We start from the raw sequence: 15,302 nt of genomic DNA on the forward strand, positions 1-15,302 counted from the left end.
TCAGGCCTCCTTCGCAGGCTGGGTGACCCGGTCCAGCATCAGACCGAGGCAGACGATCGCGGCACCGGCCACCAGGCCGGTGGCCAGGTCGCCCTGGGCGAGGCCGAGCACGACGTCGTAACCGAGCGCGCCACCTCCGACCAGGCCGCCGATGATGACGACGGCGAGCACCAGCACCACCGCCTGGTTCAGGGCCAGCAGCAACGCGGGGCGGGCCAGCGGCAGTTGGACCTGGCGCAGCTGCTGCGACCCGGTGGCGCCGAGCGAACGGGCCGATTCCAGGGCCGCCGGGTTCACCCCGCGCAGGCCCTCGGCGGTGATGCGTACGACGGCGGGCAGCGCGTACACGACGGCGGCGGCCGCGGCAGGAGCCCGGCCGACGCCGAACAGGGCGACCACCGGGATGAGGTAGACGAACTGCGGCATGGTCTGGCACACGTCGAGCACCGGACGCAGCAGACGCTGCGCGCGGGCGCTGCGGGCCGCCGCGACGCCGATCGCGAAACCGAGGACGAGGGTGACGGCGACCGCGGCCAGCACCTGCGAGAGGGTGTCGAGGGAGGGCTCCCACACCCCGAGCACACCGATCGCCGCCAGGGCGAGGACGGCGGTCAGTGCGGTGCGCCAGGTACCGACGAGGAGGCCGAGCGCGCCGACCGCGAGCAGGAGCAGCCACCAGGGGGTGGCCTGCAGCCCGGAGCGCAGCGGGTCCAGGATCCAGCCGGTGAAGCGGGCCGCCCAGTCGGCGGTGCCGCCGACCACGGGGACTCCGGAATAGAGGTGGTCGGTCATCCAGCCGACCGCCCGGTTGACCGGCTCCGCGATCGGCACGGACCAGGACTCCGGCCACAGGGAGGTGCCCGCCATCCGGCCCGCGACGGCTGCGGCGACGGCCGTGAGGACGGTGAGCAGCCGCCCGTACCAGCCCGCGAACACCCGCCGCAGCAGGTGCTGCCGGGACGAGGGCGCCGGGCCGATGCCCAGCCGGGCGCCCGCCGCGTCGGCGGTGCGGTCGAGGACCACCGCGAGCAGCACGATGGGGATGCCGGCGGCGAGCGCCGCACCGACGTCGACGGAGGCGAGGGCCTGGTAGACCCGGTCGCCGAGGCCGCCCGCACCGATCACGGAGGCGATGACGGCCATCGACAGCGCCATCATGATGGCCTGGTTGACGCCGAGCAGGATCTGCCGGCGCGCCAGCGGGAGCCGCGCGGTCAGCAGGCGCTGCCGCCCGGTCGCCCCGAGCGAGGCCGAGGCCTCGAGCACCCCGGCGTCGGCCCCGCGCAGACCGAGCGCCGTGAGCCGGGCCATCGGCGGCGCCGCGTACACCACGGTGGCGAGGACGGCGGCGGGTACGCCGATCCCGAAGACCAGCACCATCGGCAGCAGATACGCGAAGGCGGGCAGCACCTGCATGGTGTCGAGTACGGGGCGCAGCGCGCGGCCGGCGCGCGGCGACAGCCCGGCGGCGAGGCCGAGGAGGCCGCCGACCACGACGGAGGCGGCGACGGCCACGACCATCAGGGCGAGGGTCTGCATCGTCGGCACCCACATGCCCAGCAGCCCGCACGCGGCGAAGGCGGCCACGCACGTGACGGCGAGCCGCAGGCCCGCCAGGCGCAGGGCGATGAGGCCGGCCAGGGCGGTGACGCCGGTCCAGCCCGCGGCGAGCAGGACGACGTACACCGCGCGGACGGAGACCACCACGGCGTTGCTGACGTGCCCGAAGAAGTAGAGGAACAGCGGGTGGCCGTCGCGGTTGTCGATGATCCAGTCACCGGCCCGGCCGAGCGGCCCGGACAGGTCGACGGTGAGGGCGGCGGGCCAGCTCCCGGCACCCGGGAAGGCCATCGCGAGCGGGAGCAGCACCAGCGCGGCGACGGCGAGGGGCAGGACCCGGCGGCCGGCGCGGTGGTCGAGCAGCAGCGCCTTCAGGCGTCGGCCCGGCGTTCTGACGGCGACCGCGGAGCGCGGGCGGTCGAGCCGTCCGCCCGCGGGGGGCCGCTCCGGCGGTTCGGATCGGCCCCGGTGTCCGGGATCGCGTACGGGGGTGCTGGTCGTACTCATCCGCACCACCTCCCCGTGCAGGGGACGGGGGCGGCGCAGCGGGCACGGCGCGTCATGCCGCCACCCCCCGCCCGGCCGCGGCCGGCAGACCGGCCACCACCGCGAGCAGCCCCGCGTCGTCGACGACGCCGAGGCACCGGCCGTCGTCGACGACCCGAGCCGGGCCGCCGCTGCGGGCGACGGCCTCGATGGCTTCCACCACCGTGGTCGCGAGGGTCAGCACAGGGCCCTGACCGGCCTCGCCGTCCGTGGCGGGGCGCATCGCGCTGCGTACGGTGAGCACCTGCTCGCGCGGCACGTCGCGGACGAAGTCCCGTACGTAGTCGTCGGCGGGCGAGCCCACGATCTCCTCCGGGGTGCCGAGTTGCACGATCCGGCCGTCGCGCATCAGCGCGATCCGGTCGCCCAGGCGCAGCGCCTCGGACAGGTCGTGGGTGATGAAGACCATCGTGCGGCCCTCCTCGTGGTGGAGCCGGGCCACCTCGCCCTGCATCTCCCGGCGGATCAGCGGGTCGAGCGCGCTGAACGGCTCGTCGAACAACAGCACTTCGGGGTCGGCGGCCAGGGCGCGCGCGAGGCCGACCCGCTGCTGCTGGCCGCCGGACAGCTGACCGGGCCTGCGGTCCTCAAGACCTTCGAGGCCGACCTTGCCGATCACCTCGGTCGCCTTGGCGCGCCGGTCGCTGCGGCTCATGCCCTGGATCTCCAGGCCGTAGGCAACGTTGTCCAGGACGGTGCGGTGCGGCAGCAGGCCGAAATGCTGGAAGACCATGGAGGCCCGGTGGCGGCGCAGTTCGCGCAGCCGGGCCTGGTCCATGGCGAGGACGTCCTCGCCGTCGATGGCGAGGGACCCGGCCGTGGGCTCGATCAGCCGGGTCAGGCAGCGCACCAGGGTGGACTTGCCCGAACCGGACAGGCCCATGACGACGAAGACCTCGCCCTTGCGGACGTCGAAGCTGACGTCGCGGACGGCGGCGGTGCAGCCCGTGCGCTCGCGCAGTTCGGCGGCGGGCAGCTCGGCGAGCTCGGAGCCGGGCACCAGGGCGGCCTTGCGCGGGGAGCCGAAGACCTTCCACAGGCCCTGTACGGAGAACACGGGCGCGGCGCCTGCCTCGGGCGCCGCGGTCCCGGTATGGGCCGCGGTCACAGGACCTCACCGCCCAGCAGCTCGGCGGCCTTCTCGCCGACCATGAGTACTCCGATCATCGGGTTGACCGCGGGCATGGTCGGGAAGACCGAGGCGTCCGCGATGCGAATGCCGTCGAGACCCCGCACCTTCAAGTCCGGTCCCACAACGGCCCTTTCGTCGTCGGCGGCGCCCATCTTGCAGGTGCCTGCCGGGTGGTAGACGGTGTGCGCGACGGAGCGGGCGTACGCGCTCAGCGCCTCGTCGTCGGTGATCTCCGGGCCCGGGCACACCTCGCGCTTCAGCCATCCGGCCAGCGGCTCGGCCGCGGCGATCTCGCGGGCCAGCTTGATGCCGTCCACCAGCGTCCGGCCGTCGTAGTCGTCCTCGTCCGTGAAGTAGCGGAAGTCGAGGGCGGGTTTGACCTCGGGGTCCGCGCTGGTGAGGTAAAGGCGGCCGCGGCTGCGCGGCTTGGGGATGTTGGGGGTCAACGAGACGCCGTGCGCGGGGCGTTCGTAGCCGATGCGCTCGGGGTTGTCGGTGAAGGGGATCTGGTAGAAGTGGAACATCAGGTCGGGCCCCGGGGAGTCCGGATCGCGCCGGACGAAGAGTCCCGCGTCGCTGTCCATCGCCGAGTTCTCGGGGATCGGGCCGTTCGTCTCCCAGACGATCACGGACTCCGGATGGTCGAGGAGGTTCTCGCCGACGCCGGGCAGATCGTGGACCGGCGGTATGCCGAGGGCCTCCAGGTCCTTGCGGGGGCCTATGCCGGAGTGCAGCAGCAGGCGCGGTGTGTCCACGGCGCCCGCGCACACCACCACCTCGCGGCGGGCGGTGACCAGCGACTTCGTGCCGTCCGCGGCGCGGACGTGGACGCCGCGCACCCGGGTGCCGTCCAGCTCCAGGCGGTACGCCCAGGTCTCCAGCAGGATCCGCAGGTTGGGCCGGTCGTCCATCACCGGGTGGAGGTACGCCACCGAGGCCGACGAGCGCTTGTTGGTCTCCGGGTGGTAGGCGAGGTCGAAGAAGCCGGCGCCCTCGTGGAACGGCTTCCGGTTGAAGCCCTCGACGTGCGGAACTCCCAGCGCGGTCTGGGCGGCGTCCACGAAGTCGCGTGCGATGGCGTTACGGTCCGCCTCGCCGACCGGCACGATGTTGTTGAGGAGCCGGTCGAAGTACGGGTCCATGGCGGCCGCGTGCCACCCCTCGGCGCCGGCGTCCGCCCACTCGTCCCAGTCGGACGGGAGCGGCCTGAAGGCGATGAGGGTGTTGTGCGAGGAGCAGCCGCCCAGCACGCGGGCCCGGCTGTGCCGGATGTACGAGTTGCCGCGCGGCTGCTGGGTGGTGGGGTAGTCGTAGTCGAGTTCGCCGCCGAGCAGGCCCATCCAGCGGCGCAGGGTGAGCACGTCGGGCCGGTCGACGTCGCTCGGTCCGCCCTCGATGACCGCGACGGTGACGTTGGGGTCCTCGGTCAGGCGGGAAGCGATCACCGAGCCGGCGGTGCCGCCGCCGACGACGACGTAGTCGTACTCGTGCTCGTCTTCGTACGCGTTGTGCTTCGTGTCCTTGGTCATGTCTCTCCTACTCCTCAACCCGCGAACCAGCGCACGGGGCGCGGAGCGAGGTTCTGGTACACGTGCTTGGTCTCGCGGTACTCGGCCAGGCCGGACGGCCCGAGCTCGCGTCCGATCCCGGACTTCCCGAAGCCGCCCCACTCGGCCTGCGGCAGGTACGGGTGGAAGTCGTTGATCCAGACGGTGCCGTGGCGCAGCCGCCCCGCCACCCGGCGGGCGCGGCCCTGGTCGGCGGTCCAGACGCCGCCGGCGAGCCCGTACTCGGTGTCGTTGGCGAGCGAGACGGCCTCGTCCTCGGTGCGGAAGGTCTCGACCGTCAGGACCGGTCCGAAGACCTCCTCGCGCACGACGCGCATGCGGCGGTGGCAGCGGTCCAGGACGGTGGGGCGGTAGAAGAACCCGGGGCCTTGGGGCCGTTCGCCCCCGGCGCGCAGCACGGCGCCCTCGGCGAGCGCGGAGGCGACGTACGACTCGGTGCGCTCCCGCTGGGCGGCGGAGACCAGGGGCCCGCATTCGACACCCGGGTCGGTGCCGCGGCCGATGCGGATCTTCTCGGCGCGGCGGGAGAGTTCGGCGACGAACCGCTCGCGCAGCGACTCCTCGATGATCAGGCGCGAACCGGCCGAGCACACCTGGCCGCTGTGGATGAAAGCGGCGTTGAGGGCCTGGTCGACGGCGGTGTCGAAGCCGTCCTCGGTGGCGCAGGCGTCGGCGAAGACGACGTTCGGGTTCTTGCCGCCCAGTTCGAGGGCGACCTTCTTGACCGTGTCGGCGGCCGCGCGCATGACCTTCGTACCGCTGGCGAGTCCGCCGGTGAAGGACACCAGGTCGACATCGGGATGGGCGGCGAGGCGGGCACCGACCGGGTCACCGGCTCCGGTGACCAGATTGGCGACACCGGCGGGCAGACCCGCCTCCGCCAGCAACTCGACCAGGGCGACGGTGGTCAGCGGGGTGATCTCGCTGGGCTTGATCACGAAGGTGTTGCCCGCCGCGAGGGCCGGGGCGATCTTCCAACTGGCCTGGAGGAGCGGGTAGTTCCACGGGGTGATCAGGGCGCACACCCCGACCGGCTCGTGGACGACGACACTGTGGATGTCGGGGGATCCGGCGTCCACGACCCGGCCCGCGCCCTCACCGATGACGAGATCGGCGAAATAGCGGAAGGCGTCGACGACGCAGTCCACGTCCACGCGGCCCTCTTCGAGCGTCTTGCCCGCGTCCCGGCTCTCCAGCAGGCCGATGCGCTCGCGGTCGCGCTGGAGGAGGTCGGCCGTGCGGCGCAGCAGCGCCGCACGCTCGGCGACCGGCGTGCCCGGCCACGGTCCGCCGTCGAAAGCGGCCCGTGCGGCGCTCACGGCAGCGTCGGTGTCCTCGGTGCCGCCCTCGGCGACCACGGCGAGCACGGAGGCGTCCACCGGGTCCAGGATCTCCCGGGAAGCTCCCGATGCCGCGGAGCGCCATGCTCCGGCTGTGTAGATGGTCTTCTGCTCCGACACGACGCTGCGTACCTCCGGTTCCGTCAGCGCGGCGGACCCGCGGTGACCTGGCAATCTCCGCGCATGCCCCCTGCACCGGAAGTCATGTCCCATCCGACACTTGAAGTGACTGGAGTCACGTGGGCCCCATGCGCGTCGAGGGCGTGGTCTCAGGAAGATCCCGTCATGCGCAGGCGCAGGCTGTCGTAGATCGGCGCGCTCCCCATCCGGTCGGCGGTCAGCGTCGCGGCGAAGCAGGCGGCGAGCAGCGGAACGACCAGCGAGGTGGACCCCGTCATCTCGACGGTGAGCACGATGCCGGTGACGGGCGCGCGGACCACCGCGGAGAGCAGCGCGGCCATGCCGATGATCGCGAAGGGCACCGCGCCGGAGCCCCCGTCCGGGAGGAGGGGCACCGCGAGACCGTGCACGAGAGCCCCCCACACGGCTCCCAGAGCCAGCACGGGAGCGAAGAGCCCGCCCGGCGTGCCGGCCGCGTAACTGAGCGGACCCGCCACGAACCGCACCACGAGATACCCCGCGAGAACGGTCACCACGGGGATGTCGCCGCCCAGCAGGCGCCCGCTCAGCTGGTCCCCGCCGCCGCCCAGCGGCGGATCGATGCCGAGCAGCAGGCCCACGACGGCCCCGATCACCGCCGCCCGGGCGACCGGCCCCACCCGTCTCACGTGATCGCAGAAGGTCAGCATTCCGACGACGAGATGGTTGTAGCCCACGCCCAGGGCGCCCGTGACGGCGCCGAAGAGGAGGAAGACGGGCAGGAGCGCGATCGGCGGGGCGGCCACGGCCGGGCCCGGGAAGACGGGCCCGCCGCCGAGCATGAGCCAGGAGCATCCGACGGCCGTCGCCGTGCCGACCAGGGTGAGGAGCACCAGCCGTGGCCTGACCACCTTGGCCACTTCCTCGAGGACGAACACCACGCCCCCGAGGGGCGCGGTGAAGGCCACCGCGAGGCCGGCCCCGGCGAGGGAGCTGTGCAGCAGCGTGATGTCCGGTGCGCTCATCCGCGTACGGCGCCCGGCCTCCGCCCCGATCACCGCACCCATGTGCACCGTCGGGCCCTCCCGCCCGAGCAGCAGGCCCGAGCCCATGGCGATCACGCCGCCCGCGAACTTGGCCGGCACGAGCCACAGCGGCCGCGGCGTCGCTTCGGCGCGCCACACGGCCTCGACCTCCTGGATGCCGCTCCCGGCGGCCGAGGGGACCCGCCGGGCGATCGCACACGCGCCGGCGGCACCCGCCGCCGTGACGACCACCGGGAGCAGCAGGCCGGGGCCGCCCAGCCGGTCCGATGCGCTCAGCAGCGAGCCGTACAGCTCGTCGGCCCGTGCGAGGCACCAGCGGAAGCTTCCCCCGACCAGCCCGACGAAGCAGCCCGCGACGGCCGCGACGAGGTACACGACCGGCCGGTCACGGGAAGCACCGGGCATGCACGTACCTCCGCCGAGCCGTGGGTTTGCTCCGTAAGAGACTGGCCCGCCGCCGACACGCCGTTTCGGACATTGCGGCGGCCGCGCCGAAACCGTCCCCGACTGGGCCAATGGGCGGCTGGGTGGGCACGCCCCCGTTTATTTCATAAGTTGAAGAGGCATGGCTGCGGACAGTGATGGCAACGTTGCCATCTCGTTAATTGTTCACTTCTTGACGGTGATGTTGACGCCGAGTTGACTGCCCCTACCTCGGCCGGACGCACACGGCCTCGTCAGGGAGGTTTACATCGTGAACGCATATCTGGGCCGTGCCGCCGTTGCCGTCGCTGTTTCCGCGATCACGGTCTCGCTCGCCGCATGCGGCAGCACTCAGGAGGCGGACGAGAGACCCGGGGGCTCTGTCAAGGGGGACGCGATCAAGGTCGGTCTCCTGCTGCCGGAGAACCAGACCGCGCGTTACGAGAAGTTCGACAAGCCGCTCATCGAGAAGGAGGTCGCCGGACTCACGCGCGGCAAGGGCCAGGTGATCTACGCCAACGCCAAGCAGGACGCGGCCACGCAGAACTCGCAGGTCGACACGATGATCACCAACAAGGTGAACGTCCTGATCGTGGACGCCGTGGACTCCAAGGCCATCGCCGGCTCGGTCAAGAAGGCCAAGGAGGCCGGCATCCCGGTCGTCGCCTACGACCGTCTCGCGGAGGGCCCGATCGACGCCTACACCTCCTTCGACAACGAAGAGGTCGGCAAGCTCCAGGCCAAGGCGCTGCTGGAGGCGCTGGGCGACAAGGCCAAGGACGGCCAGGTCGTCATGATGAACGGTTCGGTCACCGACCCGAACGCCAAGCTCTTCAAGTCCGGTGCGCACTCCGTTCTCGACGGCAAGGTGAACATCGGCAAGGAGTACGACACGATCGAGTGGAAGCCGGAGAACGCCAACACCAACATGGCGGCCGCGCTCTCCGCGCTCGGCAAGGGCAAGACCATCGGCGTCTACTCCGCCAACGACGGCATGGCCGGCGGCATCATCACCGCCCTCAAGGCGGCCGGCGTCTCCCCGCTGCCGCCGGTCACCGGCCAGGACGCCGAACTCGCCGGTGTGCAGCGGATCGTGGCGGGCGAGCAGTTCATGAGCGTCTACAAGCCGTACGCCCCCGAGGCCGAGGCCGCCGCGGAGATGGCCGTCGCCCTCGCCAGGGGAGAGAAGATCGACGGAATCATCAACCAGCTCGTCGACAGCCCGACCACCAAGGACGTGCCGTCGGTGCTCGTCCCGGGCATCTCGCTGACCAAGGCCAACGTCAGGACCACCGTGGTCTATGACGGCATCTACACGGTCGCCGAGATCTGCACCGACAGGCTCAAGGCCGCCTGCGAGGAGCTCGGCTTGAGGTAGCGGGCGCGAGCACCCTGAGGGCCGGCCGCGCCGGCTGTTCCGTCAGTACACGAGCTTGTAGGTCACGTCCTTGGCGACCGGGGCCGGTGCGGTGTCGGTGTACAGGAGCCGGATGGTCGTGAAGCGCTGGACGTCGGGGTGCTCGGGCCAGGCCTCCGGATGGCTCAGGGTCACCGTGACCGGGTACGCGCGGAACCGGCCGGCCGCGCAGTAGGGGCGGCAGTCGTTCACCATGTCGGTGCCGGTGGCCGTGGCGGTCCTCGGCCCCCAGGTGTCCCAGCGGAGTTCGACGAGGCGGTTGTTCCCGTCGCCGCAGGCCAGGAGGTATTCCTCCGGGCGCATCTGGGCCTGGGAGAAGCAGTCGACGACCACGACCGGATCCTGTGGATCCGTCGGGTGCGCGGAGGCCGGGATCGCGGCGGCCGTCAGGGCCGCCGCCGCACACAGCAGGGTGGTCATCCGCACCCTGCCACGGAATGCGCGTGTGGGACGGCCAGCTGCTGAAACGTTCACGAAGGACCTTCCTCGCCACTCTGCACTCTGCCCGCCGACGGCGCCGCAGACACCACCTCCAGCTTCCCCCATGCGTGTGAACCGCGCACCCGCTGGGCGCGCCGCGCCGCGCCGCGCCGGAGCCGGCCCGGGCACGGGGCACGGGGCGAGGCGCGGGCACGACAACAGGCCCCGGGAACCCAGAAGGTCCCCGGGGCCGCCGTCGCCGTCACGGGCAGCCGCTCACGAGCCCCCGCTCACCGCGGGGCTGCGCCGGTCGGTCCGGAGGGGTCAGCGGTCGACCCAGTAGTGCGTGATGGTGCCGCTGCCGCAGGTCGCGTACTGGTTGCGTGCGTCCGTCACCCAGCCGCTGTAGTAGTGGTTGCCGTCCGTACACTTCACTCCCACGCGCCAGGCCGAGCCCGCGGAACACCAGCCTCGCGCCGTCTTGCTGCTGATCTTCGTAGTGGAGCAGGCGAGGGCGCCGCTCTCGGCGGCCTGGGCGGTTCCGGCGAGGCCAAGTCCGGCGAGTGCGCCGGACAGGGCTACGGCGCCGACTGCTGTGGCGATGCGCATGCGCATGTGTGGCTGCCCCTTCCAGGGATCATCGTTCGAGGACGCCGCCATCTTGGCCATCGCCGAAGGGCCGCGTCTTGAACAAATTCGCGGCGCGGACGGCGTCGGCTCACTTTCGGCCACCGCCGGCCGGCGGCGTCCCGGCCGGGAGCAGCAGGCTGGTCATCCGACCGTCGACGCGGTCGACGGTGGGAGGGCCCGCCGGCGTCCCCGTAGGCGCGGCCAGCAGCTGGGTGGCCGTACGGCCCGTCATCCTGCGCACCTCGCGGGCCAGGTGCGACTGGTCGGAGTAGCCGCAGTCCATGGCCGCCTGCGACACGGCCCGGCCACTGCCGAGCAGCCTCAGCGCGCGATGCAGACGCATGATGCGGGCGATGGTCTTGGGGGGCATGCCGATCTGCTGCCGGAACCGGCACTCGAACTGCCGCCAGCTCCATCCCGACTGCTGGGCCAAGTGCCGTATGGGTACGGTGCCGCCCGTACGGGACAGTTCCCCCCAGGCCCACACCACCCGCGCCGAGCACGGGGGACCCGCCGCCGCCCACTGGGCCAGGGTGGCGTCGAGCAGCTCGAACCGCCGGCTCCAGCTCGGCAGCGCGGCGAGCGCCCCGGCCAGGTCGTCGACGCGACGGCCCACCAGCTCAGCCGGATCGAGGATGCTGTCGGCCCACTCGTGCATCTCCACCCCGAGCAGGGTGTACGCGGCCCATGGCGCGAGCAGGACTTCCATGCCGTGGAGGACGCCGCTGTGCTCCCCGATGGTGGCGCGCGAACGCACGGCGGAGACCAGCGAGGTGAACGGCACCCCGGCCCCGCCCGCCGCCGCACCGTCCCCCTCACCGACGTCGGTGAGGCGCAGCCGCCCCTCGAAGCCGAGGACCAACGTCACCACCCCGTCGGGGAGTTCCAGGCGCCGTCTGGGCCGGTCCAGTGCCATCCGGTACCCGCGATAGCCCAGAACCCCCGGACGCAAGCGCCGGTCGGGCCGACCGTTGACCAGGTCCCATCCCACCCCGTGTGCCGACATGCCGAACCACGCCCTCCCCACCCCCGCAGCGGACCCCGCCATCGTCAGCGCCGGACGAGGCCCCTGTCTGCGCGGAATCCGGCCGCGCGCGAGCGCGGCGCTGACTTCGGCGCGGGGCAGCCGGTCACTATGGGGGAGGGAAGGAGATCTTCGATGCCGACACAGGGATCCGCACAGCAACCCACGACCGAACTCGACGCCCGCTACAGCTCCGCGCTCAACCCCCGCCCGGGTGCCGCGGACGTCACCGCCACCGAATGGGCGCAGGCCCAGCGACAGCTGGAGACCGCCGAGATCTTCTGGGTGTCCACGGTGCGGCCCGACGGCCGGCTGCACGTCACTCCCGTGATCGCCGCCTGGCACGACGGGGTGCTGTACTTCTCCACCGGCGTGGGGGAGCAGAAGGCGAAGAACCTCGCTCACGACGGACACTGCGCGCTGACCACCGGCGGGAACTCGCTCACCGAAGGACTCGATCTGGTGGTCGAGGGCAAGGCGGAGCCGGTCGCCGATCCGGCGGTGCTGGAGGAGGTGATCACGGCGTACGAGACGAAGTACGGCCCGCACATCACCTCTGCCGAGGGCACCTTCCACGGGATCGGCGACGCGTTCCGCAAGGGGGACGTGGTCCTGTTCGCGGTGACCCCGGCCACGGCCTACGGCTTCGGCCGAGACGACGGCGTGTACACCCATACGCGCTGGGCGTTCTGACCCGGTCACGACCGCGGCCCGCAGCCGATCCGCTCGTCGGCGGTTGCGGTCCGGATGGCAGGCGGCTGCCCCGTGCCGGCGTGCGTCAGCGCAATGCGGCGAGTTCGCAGACGTGGTGGGTGGGATCCCCCATGAAGAGGTCGGTCGGCGCCGCCGGCCCGTAGGCAAGGTTGAGGGTGTCGAGGCGGTAGGTCCACGCGTCGCCGTGTGAGCCCGCGAAGCGGTAGTTCACCTGCCAACGCACCCATTCGCCGCGGGCGAGCCGGACTGCCGGCGGACGCCCGCCATCTGCGCGGCATGCCGAACGGTGTCACGGACAGTTCGATCCGCAGCAGACCGTCGTCTTCCTGCAGGAGTACGGAGGTGTCCGCATCGGGGTCGGGCAGGGCTGCGCGCGTGACGAACCGCGGCCTGAATCCGTCGACTTCGTGCATCAGGACCTCGTGCACGAACGGCGGCGAGGCGAAGGGCACGGGGAAAGCGGTCGGGGCCGCGTTGCGGCGGGCGGCTTCGAGCCCGCCGCGGGACTGTTTGGTCCATGACGTGCGCACCCACTGCACCACTGTTTCCACGATGCCGATCCTCCGGCACGGCATTGACCTCCCGCTACCTCATATCCGCTGGTTCGGCGGTCCGCCGGCATGCGAGTAAAGCCGTGCCTGCGGTGCCTGAGGCGTCACAGGCCGCGCGGGCGCGCCCCGCGGGCGGGCGGGGGACAATGGGCCCATGGCTGGCGTAGGTCTGCCGTCGGACGGCGCAGGTACCCCGGGCGAGGGGCGCTACGGCGAGCGGGTCTTCCGTCCCGACGAGGGAGGCGAGGGCGACCGTATTGACCTCGGAGCCCTCACCTACGACGAAACGACCATGGCCCGACTGCGGCTGCTCGGAGCGGGACCCGGCTGGACGTGCCTGGAAGTGGGCGCGGGAACCGGCACGGTGGCGCGCAGGCTGTTGGGCGAGGCCGGCGTCGCGGCGGTCCTCGCGGTGGACCGCGACGTACGGTTCCTCGCGGCGCACCCGGTGCCGGGACTGACGGTGCGGCAGGCGGACATCACCTCCGACGACTTCGCCCCGGGGCTCTTCCAGCTGGTCCACGCCCGCTTCGTCCTCATGCACCTACCGTCCCCGGAGCGCATGATCGCCAGGCTGAGCGGGCTGCTGGCCCCCGGCGGAGTGCTGGTCATCAGCGACGCGGTCGACCTGACGACGGACTCCGCGCCCGTCACGCCGTACACCCGCGCCATGCGAGCCATGTGGCAGGGACTGCGCGACACCATCGGGACCGACGTCTCGGCGGTTCCCCGCCACCCCGAGATGCTGCGCGCGGCGGGGCTGGAATCCGTAGCGGCCGAGATCCACGTACCGCCGCTCGAACCGGGCAGCGCGATCAGCGGGTTCTGGGCCGAGACCTGGGACCGGGCCCGGGAGGCCATGGTGGGAACGGGCCTCGTCGACGACGCGCAGATCGACGAGGCCGTTCGCTACCTGGATTCCCCGCAGTGCACCGGGCTGTCGCCCGGCATGCTCACGGCCTGGGGCCGCAAGGGCGCGTCGCAGGCGGGTCAGTCGGCGGAGCGCCCAGCGGAGCGGCCGGCCACGTGACGCTCGCCTTCGGCCCGGTGCTCCGGTAGGTGAGCGGTGATCTCCGTGAACGCCGCCCGAGCACTCAGCCCGAGGCCGCCGGTACGACCGCCACGCCGGTCAGGCGCCTGAAGTCCCCACCCGAAGCGACCACCTGCTGCGCCCCGGTCACCGGGTTCACCCGAAACAGGGTGCCCACGCCGTTCAAGGCCTCGTTGTCGGTGATCAGGAGGCTGCCGTCGGCCTCGATCGCCAACGCCTGAGGGGCGGCGAATCCGCCACCGGAGGCCACCGTGGTCTGCGCCCCGCTCACCGGATCCACCTTGATCACCCCACCACCGAAGCCGGCGAAGGCATTGGCGTCGGCCACCAGGATGCCGCCCCCACCGTCGACCGCCACCCCGATCGGGCTGCGCAGCTCGCCGCCCGAGGTGACCGTCGTACGGGCCCCGGTGGCCGGGTCGATGCGAACCACACGGGCCGAGAGGTCCATACCGCCCGCCATGGCCTGCTCGACGACGAGAATCGTGCCGTCCGGAGCCGTGCACAGCTTCACCGGCCTCGGCGGAGTATCGCCTTCCCCCGTGCCCACGGACACCACGGTCTGGTCACCCGTGGCGGGATGGACCCGGATCACGGCCCCGAACCCGGCGGCGAAGCTGTCGGCGATCAGGATCTGCCCGTCGGCCTCGACGGCGACATCGACCGGGGCGGTGAACTTCCGGCCGGAGGACACCTCGGTCTGCGACCCGGTCCCCGCGGACAGCCGCAGCAGTGCGCCGGTCCCCGGGAAGAGCCGGTCCTTGCTGATCAGGACGCTGCCGCCGGCCTCCACGGCGAGCCCGGTCGCCCCTTGGAGGTCACCGCCCATGGCGAACATCCGCGACTCACCGGTCACCGGATCGACGCGGAACACCGCACCGGAACAGCCGAAGGCTTGGGAGTCGCAGAGCAGGATCGTGCCGGCGGGAGGAAGTTCCTGGACGGCCATGGCAGCTCCTCGGAAGTAGGGACGGCCCGGCCACTCAACCCCACGACCCACCGCCACCGGGTGGACCGACACTCGCCACGCCGCCCGCGCGCCCGGTGAACCGCCCGTTCGAAGGACGCCCCCCTGCACCTCCCGCCCGCAAGCCCTAGGAGGCCTGCCCGTCCACCGGGTCTCCCAGCTGGACCGGCGCCCACCTGGCCGGAGTTCCCTCCCCGGCCTCCACGCACAGGTAGAGGCGGCAGGTCGCATCGGCATCGCTCAGGGCGATGAGCTGCCCGAGCCGGCCCGCCCCGGGCAGCCGTGGCGGGGAGTCCGCGAAGCGGGTGTCGGCGGGCCGGGGGGTCAGTTCGACCTGCGCGGCCTCCAGGGAGAAGAAGACCCCGCCCACATCCTTGTGGGAGGTGGCCATGAGCCCGGCATCGGTCTCGCTCTCCGCCCGCACGCCGTTGCCGTCCTTGCTCATCCCCATGACACCCACACCGGTCGCCTTCGACACCCCGAGGACCGCTTCGTTGAAGAGGGACTCGCCCCGCACCCCCGTCTGTTGGCTGCGGCCGCGCACACCGCACTCGGACCCGAAACCGTCCACGCCGATCTCACCGACACCGGCCACTCCGGGGGAGTGCGTGGTCTCGTCCCCGATGCCGAGGACGCCCGCGCGCACCTCCTGCTCCTTGGCCACGTCCCGGGTCGCCGGCCGGGCGTACCCGGCGACCCCGGTCACCCCCAGACCGACCACCCCGGTGCCGTCCTCGGAGGCCGTCTCGGCAATCGCGTCAGTGTCCGCCATGGTGAGGTCTCTTTCCTGAGGTGTCTTTCTGGGGTCTTCCCG

At 72.2% G+C, this 15,302-nt stretch carries 14 protein-coding genes; 3 read left to right on the plus strand and 11 right to left on the minus strand.

Annotated elements, in window-relative coordinates; genetic code table 11:
* From ACFWBN_RS16780 to ACFWBN_RS16800, 5 genes are all read right to left on the minus strand, one after another.
* Positions 1-2,067 carry an ABC transporter permease subunit gene (locus tag ACFWBN_RS16780; RefSeq protein WP_385177133.1) on the minus strand — a complete coding sequence of 689 codons (2,067 nt, stop codon included), beginning with the start codon at positions 2,065-2,067 and terminating at the stop codon, positions 1-3.
* 52 nt (positions 2,068-2,119) lie between these two features.
* Positions 2,120-3,214, minus strand: a complete 1,095-nt coding sequence (locus ACFWBN_RS16785) for a glycine betaine/L-proline ABC transporter ATP-binding protein (RefSeq protein ID WP_385177135.1) — start codon at positions 3,212-3,214, stop codon at positions 2,120-2,122.
* Entirely contained in the window at positions 3,211-4,767 is a 1,557-nt protein-coding gene (locus tag ACFWBN_RS16790) for a GMC family oxidoreductase (protein WP_385177137.1), read from the minus strand. Before ACFWBN_RS16790 ends, ACFWBN_RS16785 begins: the two co-directional genes overlap by 4 nt.
* A gap of 14 nt (positions 4,768-4,781) precedes the next feature.
* A complete protein-coding gene (locus ACFWBN_RS16795) occupies positions 4,782-6,266 on the minus strand; it encodes an aldehyde dehydrogenase family protein (RefSeq protein WP_385177140.1) in 1,485 nt (494 codons plus the stop codon).
* A gap of 149 nt (positions 6,267-6,415) precedes the next feature.
* The gene (locus tag ACFWBN_RS16800) at positions 6,416-7,696 is read right to left on the minus strand and encodes a ClC family H(+)/Cl(-) exchange transporter (RefSeq protein WP_385177142.1); all 1,281 of its coding nucleotides are present in this window, start codon (positions 7,694-7,696) and stop codon (positions 6,416-6,418) included.
* A gap of 289 nt (positions 7,697-7,985) precedes the next feature.
* On the opposite strand from ACFWBN_RS16800, the gene ACFWBN_RS16805 reads away from it, so the two are divergent.
* Positions 7,986-9,092 (plus strand): substrate-binding domain-containing protein, encoded by a 1,107-nt coding sequence (locus tag ACFWBN_RS16805; RefSeq protein ID WP_385177144.1) that lies wholly within the window; start codon positions 7,986-7,988, stop codon positions 9,090-9,092.
* Positions 9,093-9,134: 42 nt separating this feature from the next.
* Here the strand turns inward: ACFWBN_RS16805 and ACFWBN_RS16810 are convergent, their stop codons facing one another.
* The 3 genes from ACFWBN_RS16810 to ACFWBN_RS16820 all read right to left on the minus strand — a co-directional run bounded on the left by ACFWBN_RS16810 (position 9,135) and on the right by ACFWBN_RS16820 (position 11,097).
* Positions 9,135-9,551: a hypothetical protein gene (locus ACFWBN_RS16810; RefSeq protein WP_385177146.1), complete on the minus strand. Its 417-nt coding sequence runs from the start codon at positions 9,549-9,551 to the stop codon at positions 9,135-9,137.
* 324 nt (positions 9,552-9,875) lie between these two features.
* Positions 9,876-10,166, minus strand: coding sequence for a hypothetical protein (locus tag ACFWBN_RS16815; protein WP_385177148.1), 291 nt, complete (start codon positions 10,164-10,166; stop codon positions 9,876-9,878).
* A 103-nt stretch (positions 10,167-10,269) separates the two neighbouring features.
* Positions 10,270-11,097 carry a helix-turn-helix domain-containing protein gene (locus ACFWBN_RS16820; RefSeq protein ID WP_385177150.1) on the minus strand — a complete coding sequence of 276 codons (828 nt, stop codon included), beginning with the start codon at positions 11,095-11,097 and terminating at the stop codon, positions 10,270-10,272.
* Positions 11,098-11,340: 243 nt separating this feature from the next.
* Here ACFWBN_RS16820 and ACFWBN_RS16825 point away from each other — a divergent pair, with 243 nt between their 5' ends.
* Complete coding sequence (locus tag ACFWBN_RS16825; RefSeq protein ID WP_385177152.1) at positions 11,341-11,898, plus strand: pyridoxamine 5'-phosphate oxidase family protein; 558 nt, start codon at positions 11,341-11,343, stop codon at positions 11,896-11,898.
* An 85-nt stretch (positions 11,899-11,983) separates the two neighbouring features.
* Here the strand turns inward: ACFWBN_RS16825 and ACFWBN_RS16830 are convergent, their stop codons facing one another.
* Positions 11,984-12,142 (minus strand): hypothetical protein, encoded by a 159-nt coding sequence (locus ACFWBN_RS16830; protein WP_385177154.1) that lies wholly within the window; start codon positions 12,140-12,142, stop codon positions 11,984-11,986.
* 482 nt (positions 12,143-12,624) lie between these two features.
* On the opposite strand from ACFWBN_RS16830, the gene ACFWBN_RS16835 reads away from it, so the two are divergent.
* Positions 12,625-13,500, plus strand: coding sequence for a class I SAM-dependent methyltransferase (locus ACFWBN_RS16835; RefSeq protein ID WP_385177156.1), 876 nt, complete (start codon positions 12,625-12,627; stop codon positions 13,498-13,500).
* Between the two features lie 64 nt (positions 13,501-13,564).
* Here ACFWBN_RS16835 and ACFWBN_RS16840 read toward each other — a convergent pair whose 3' ends face one another.
* Both ACFWBN_RS16840 and ACFWBN_RS16845 read right to left on the minus strand, forming a co-directional pair.
* On the minus strand, positions 13,565-14,470 hold the full coding sequence (locus ACFWBN_RS16840) for a hypothetical protein (protein WP_385177158.1): 906 nt from the start codon (positions 14,468-14,470) through the stop codon (positions 13,565-13,567).
* Between the two features lie 145 nt (positions 14,471-14,615).
* Positions 14,616-15,260 (minus strand): PE-PGRS family protein, encoded by a 645-nt coding sequence (locus ACFWBN_RS16845; RefSeq protein ID WP_385177160.1) that lies wholly within the window; start codon positions 15,258-15,260, stop codon positions 14,616-14,618.
* Positions 15,261-15,302 lie beyond the last annotated feature (42 nt).

This window comes from Streptomyces sp. NPDC059989 (genome assembly GCF_042736975.1).
In the GTDB taxonomy this organism is placed as follows: Bacteria; Actinomycetota; Actinomycetes; order Streptomycetales; family Streptomycetaceae; genus Streptomyces.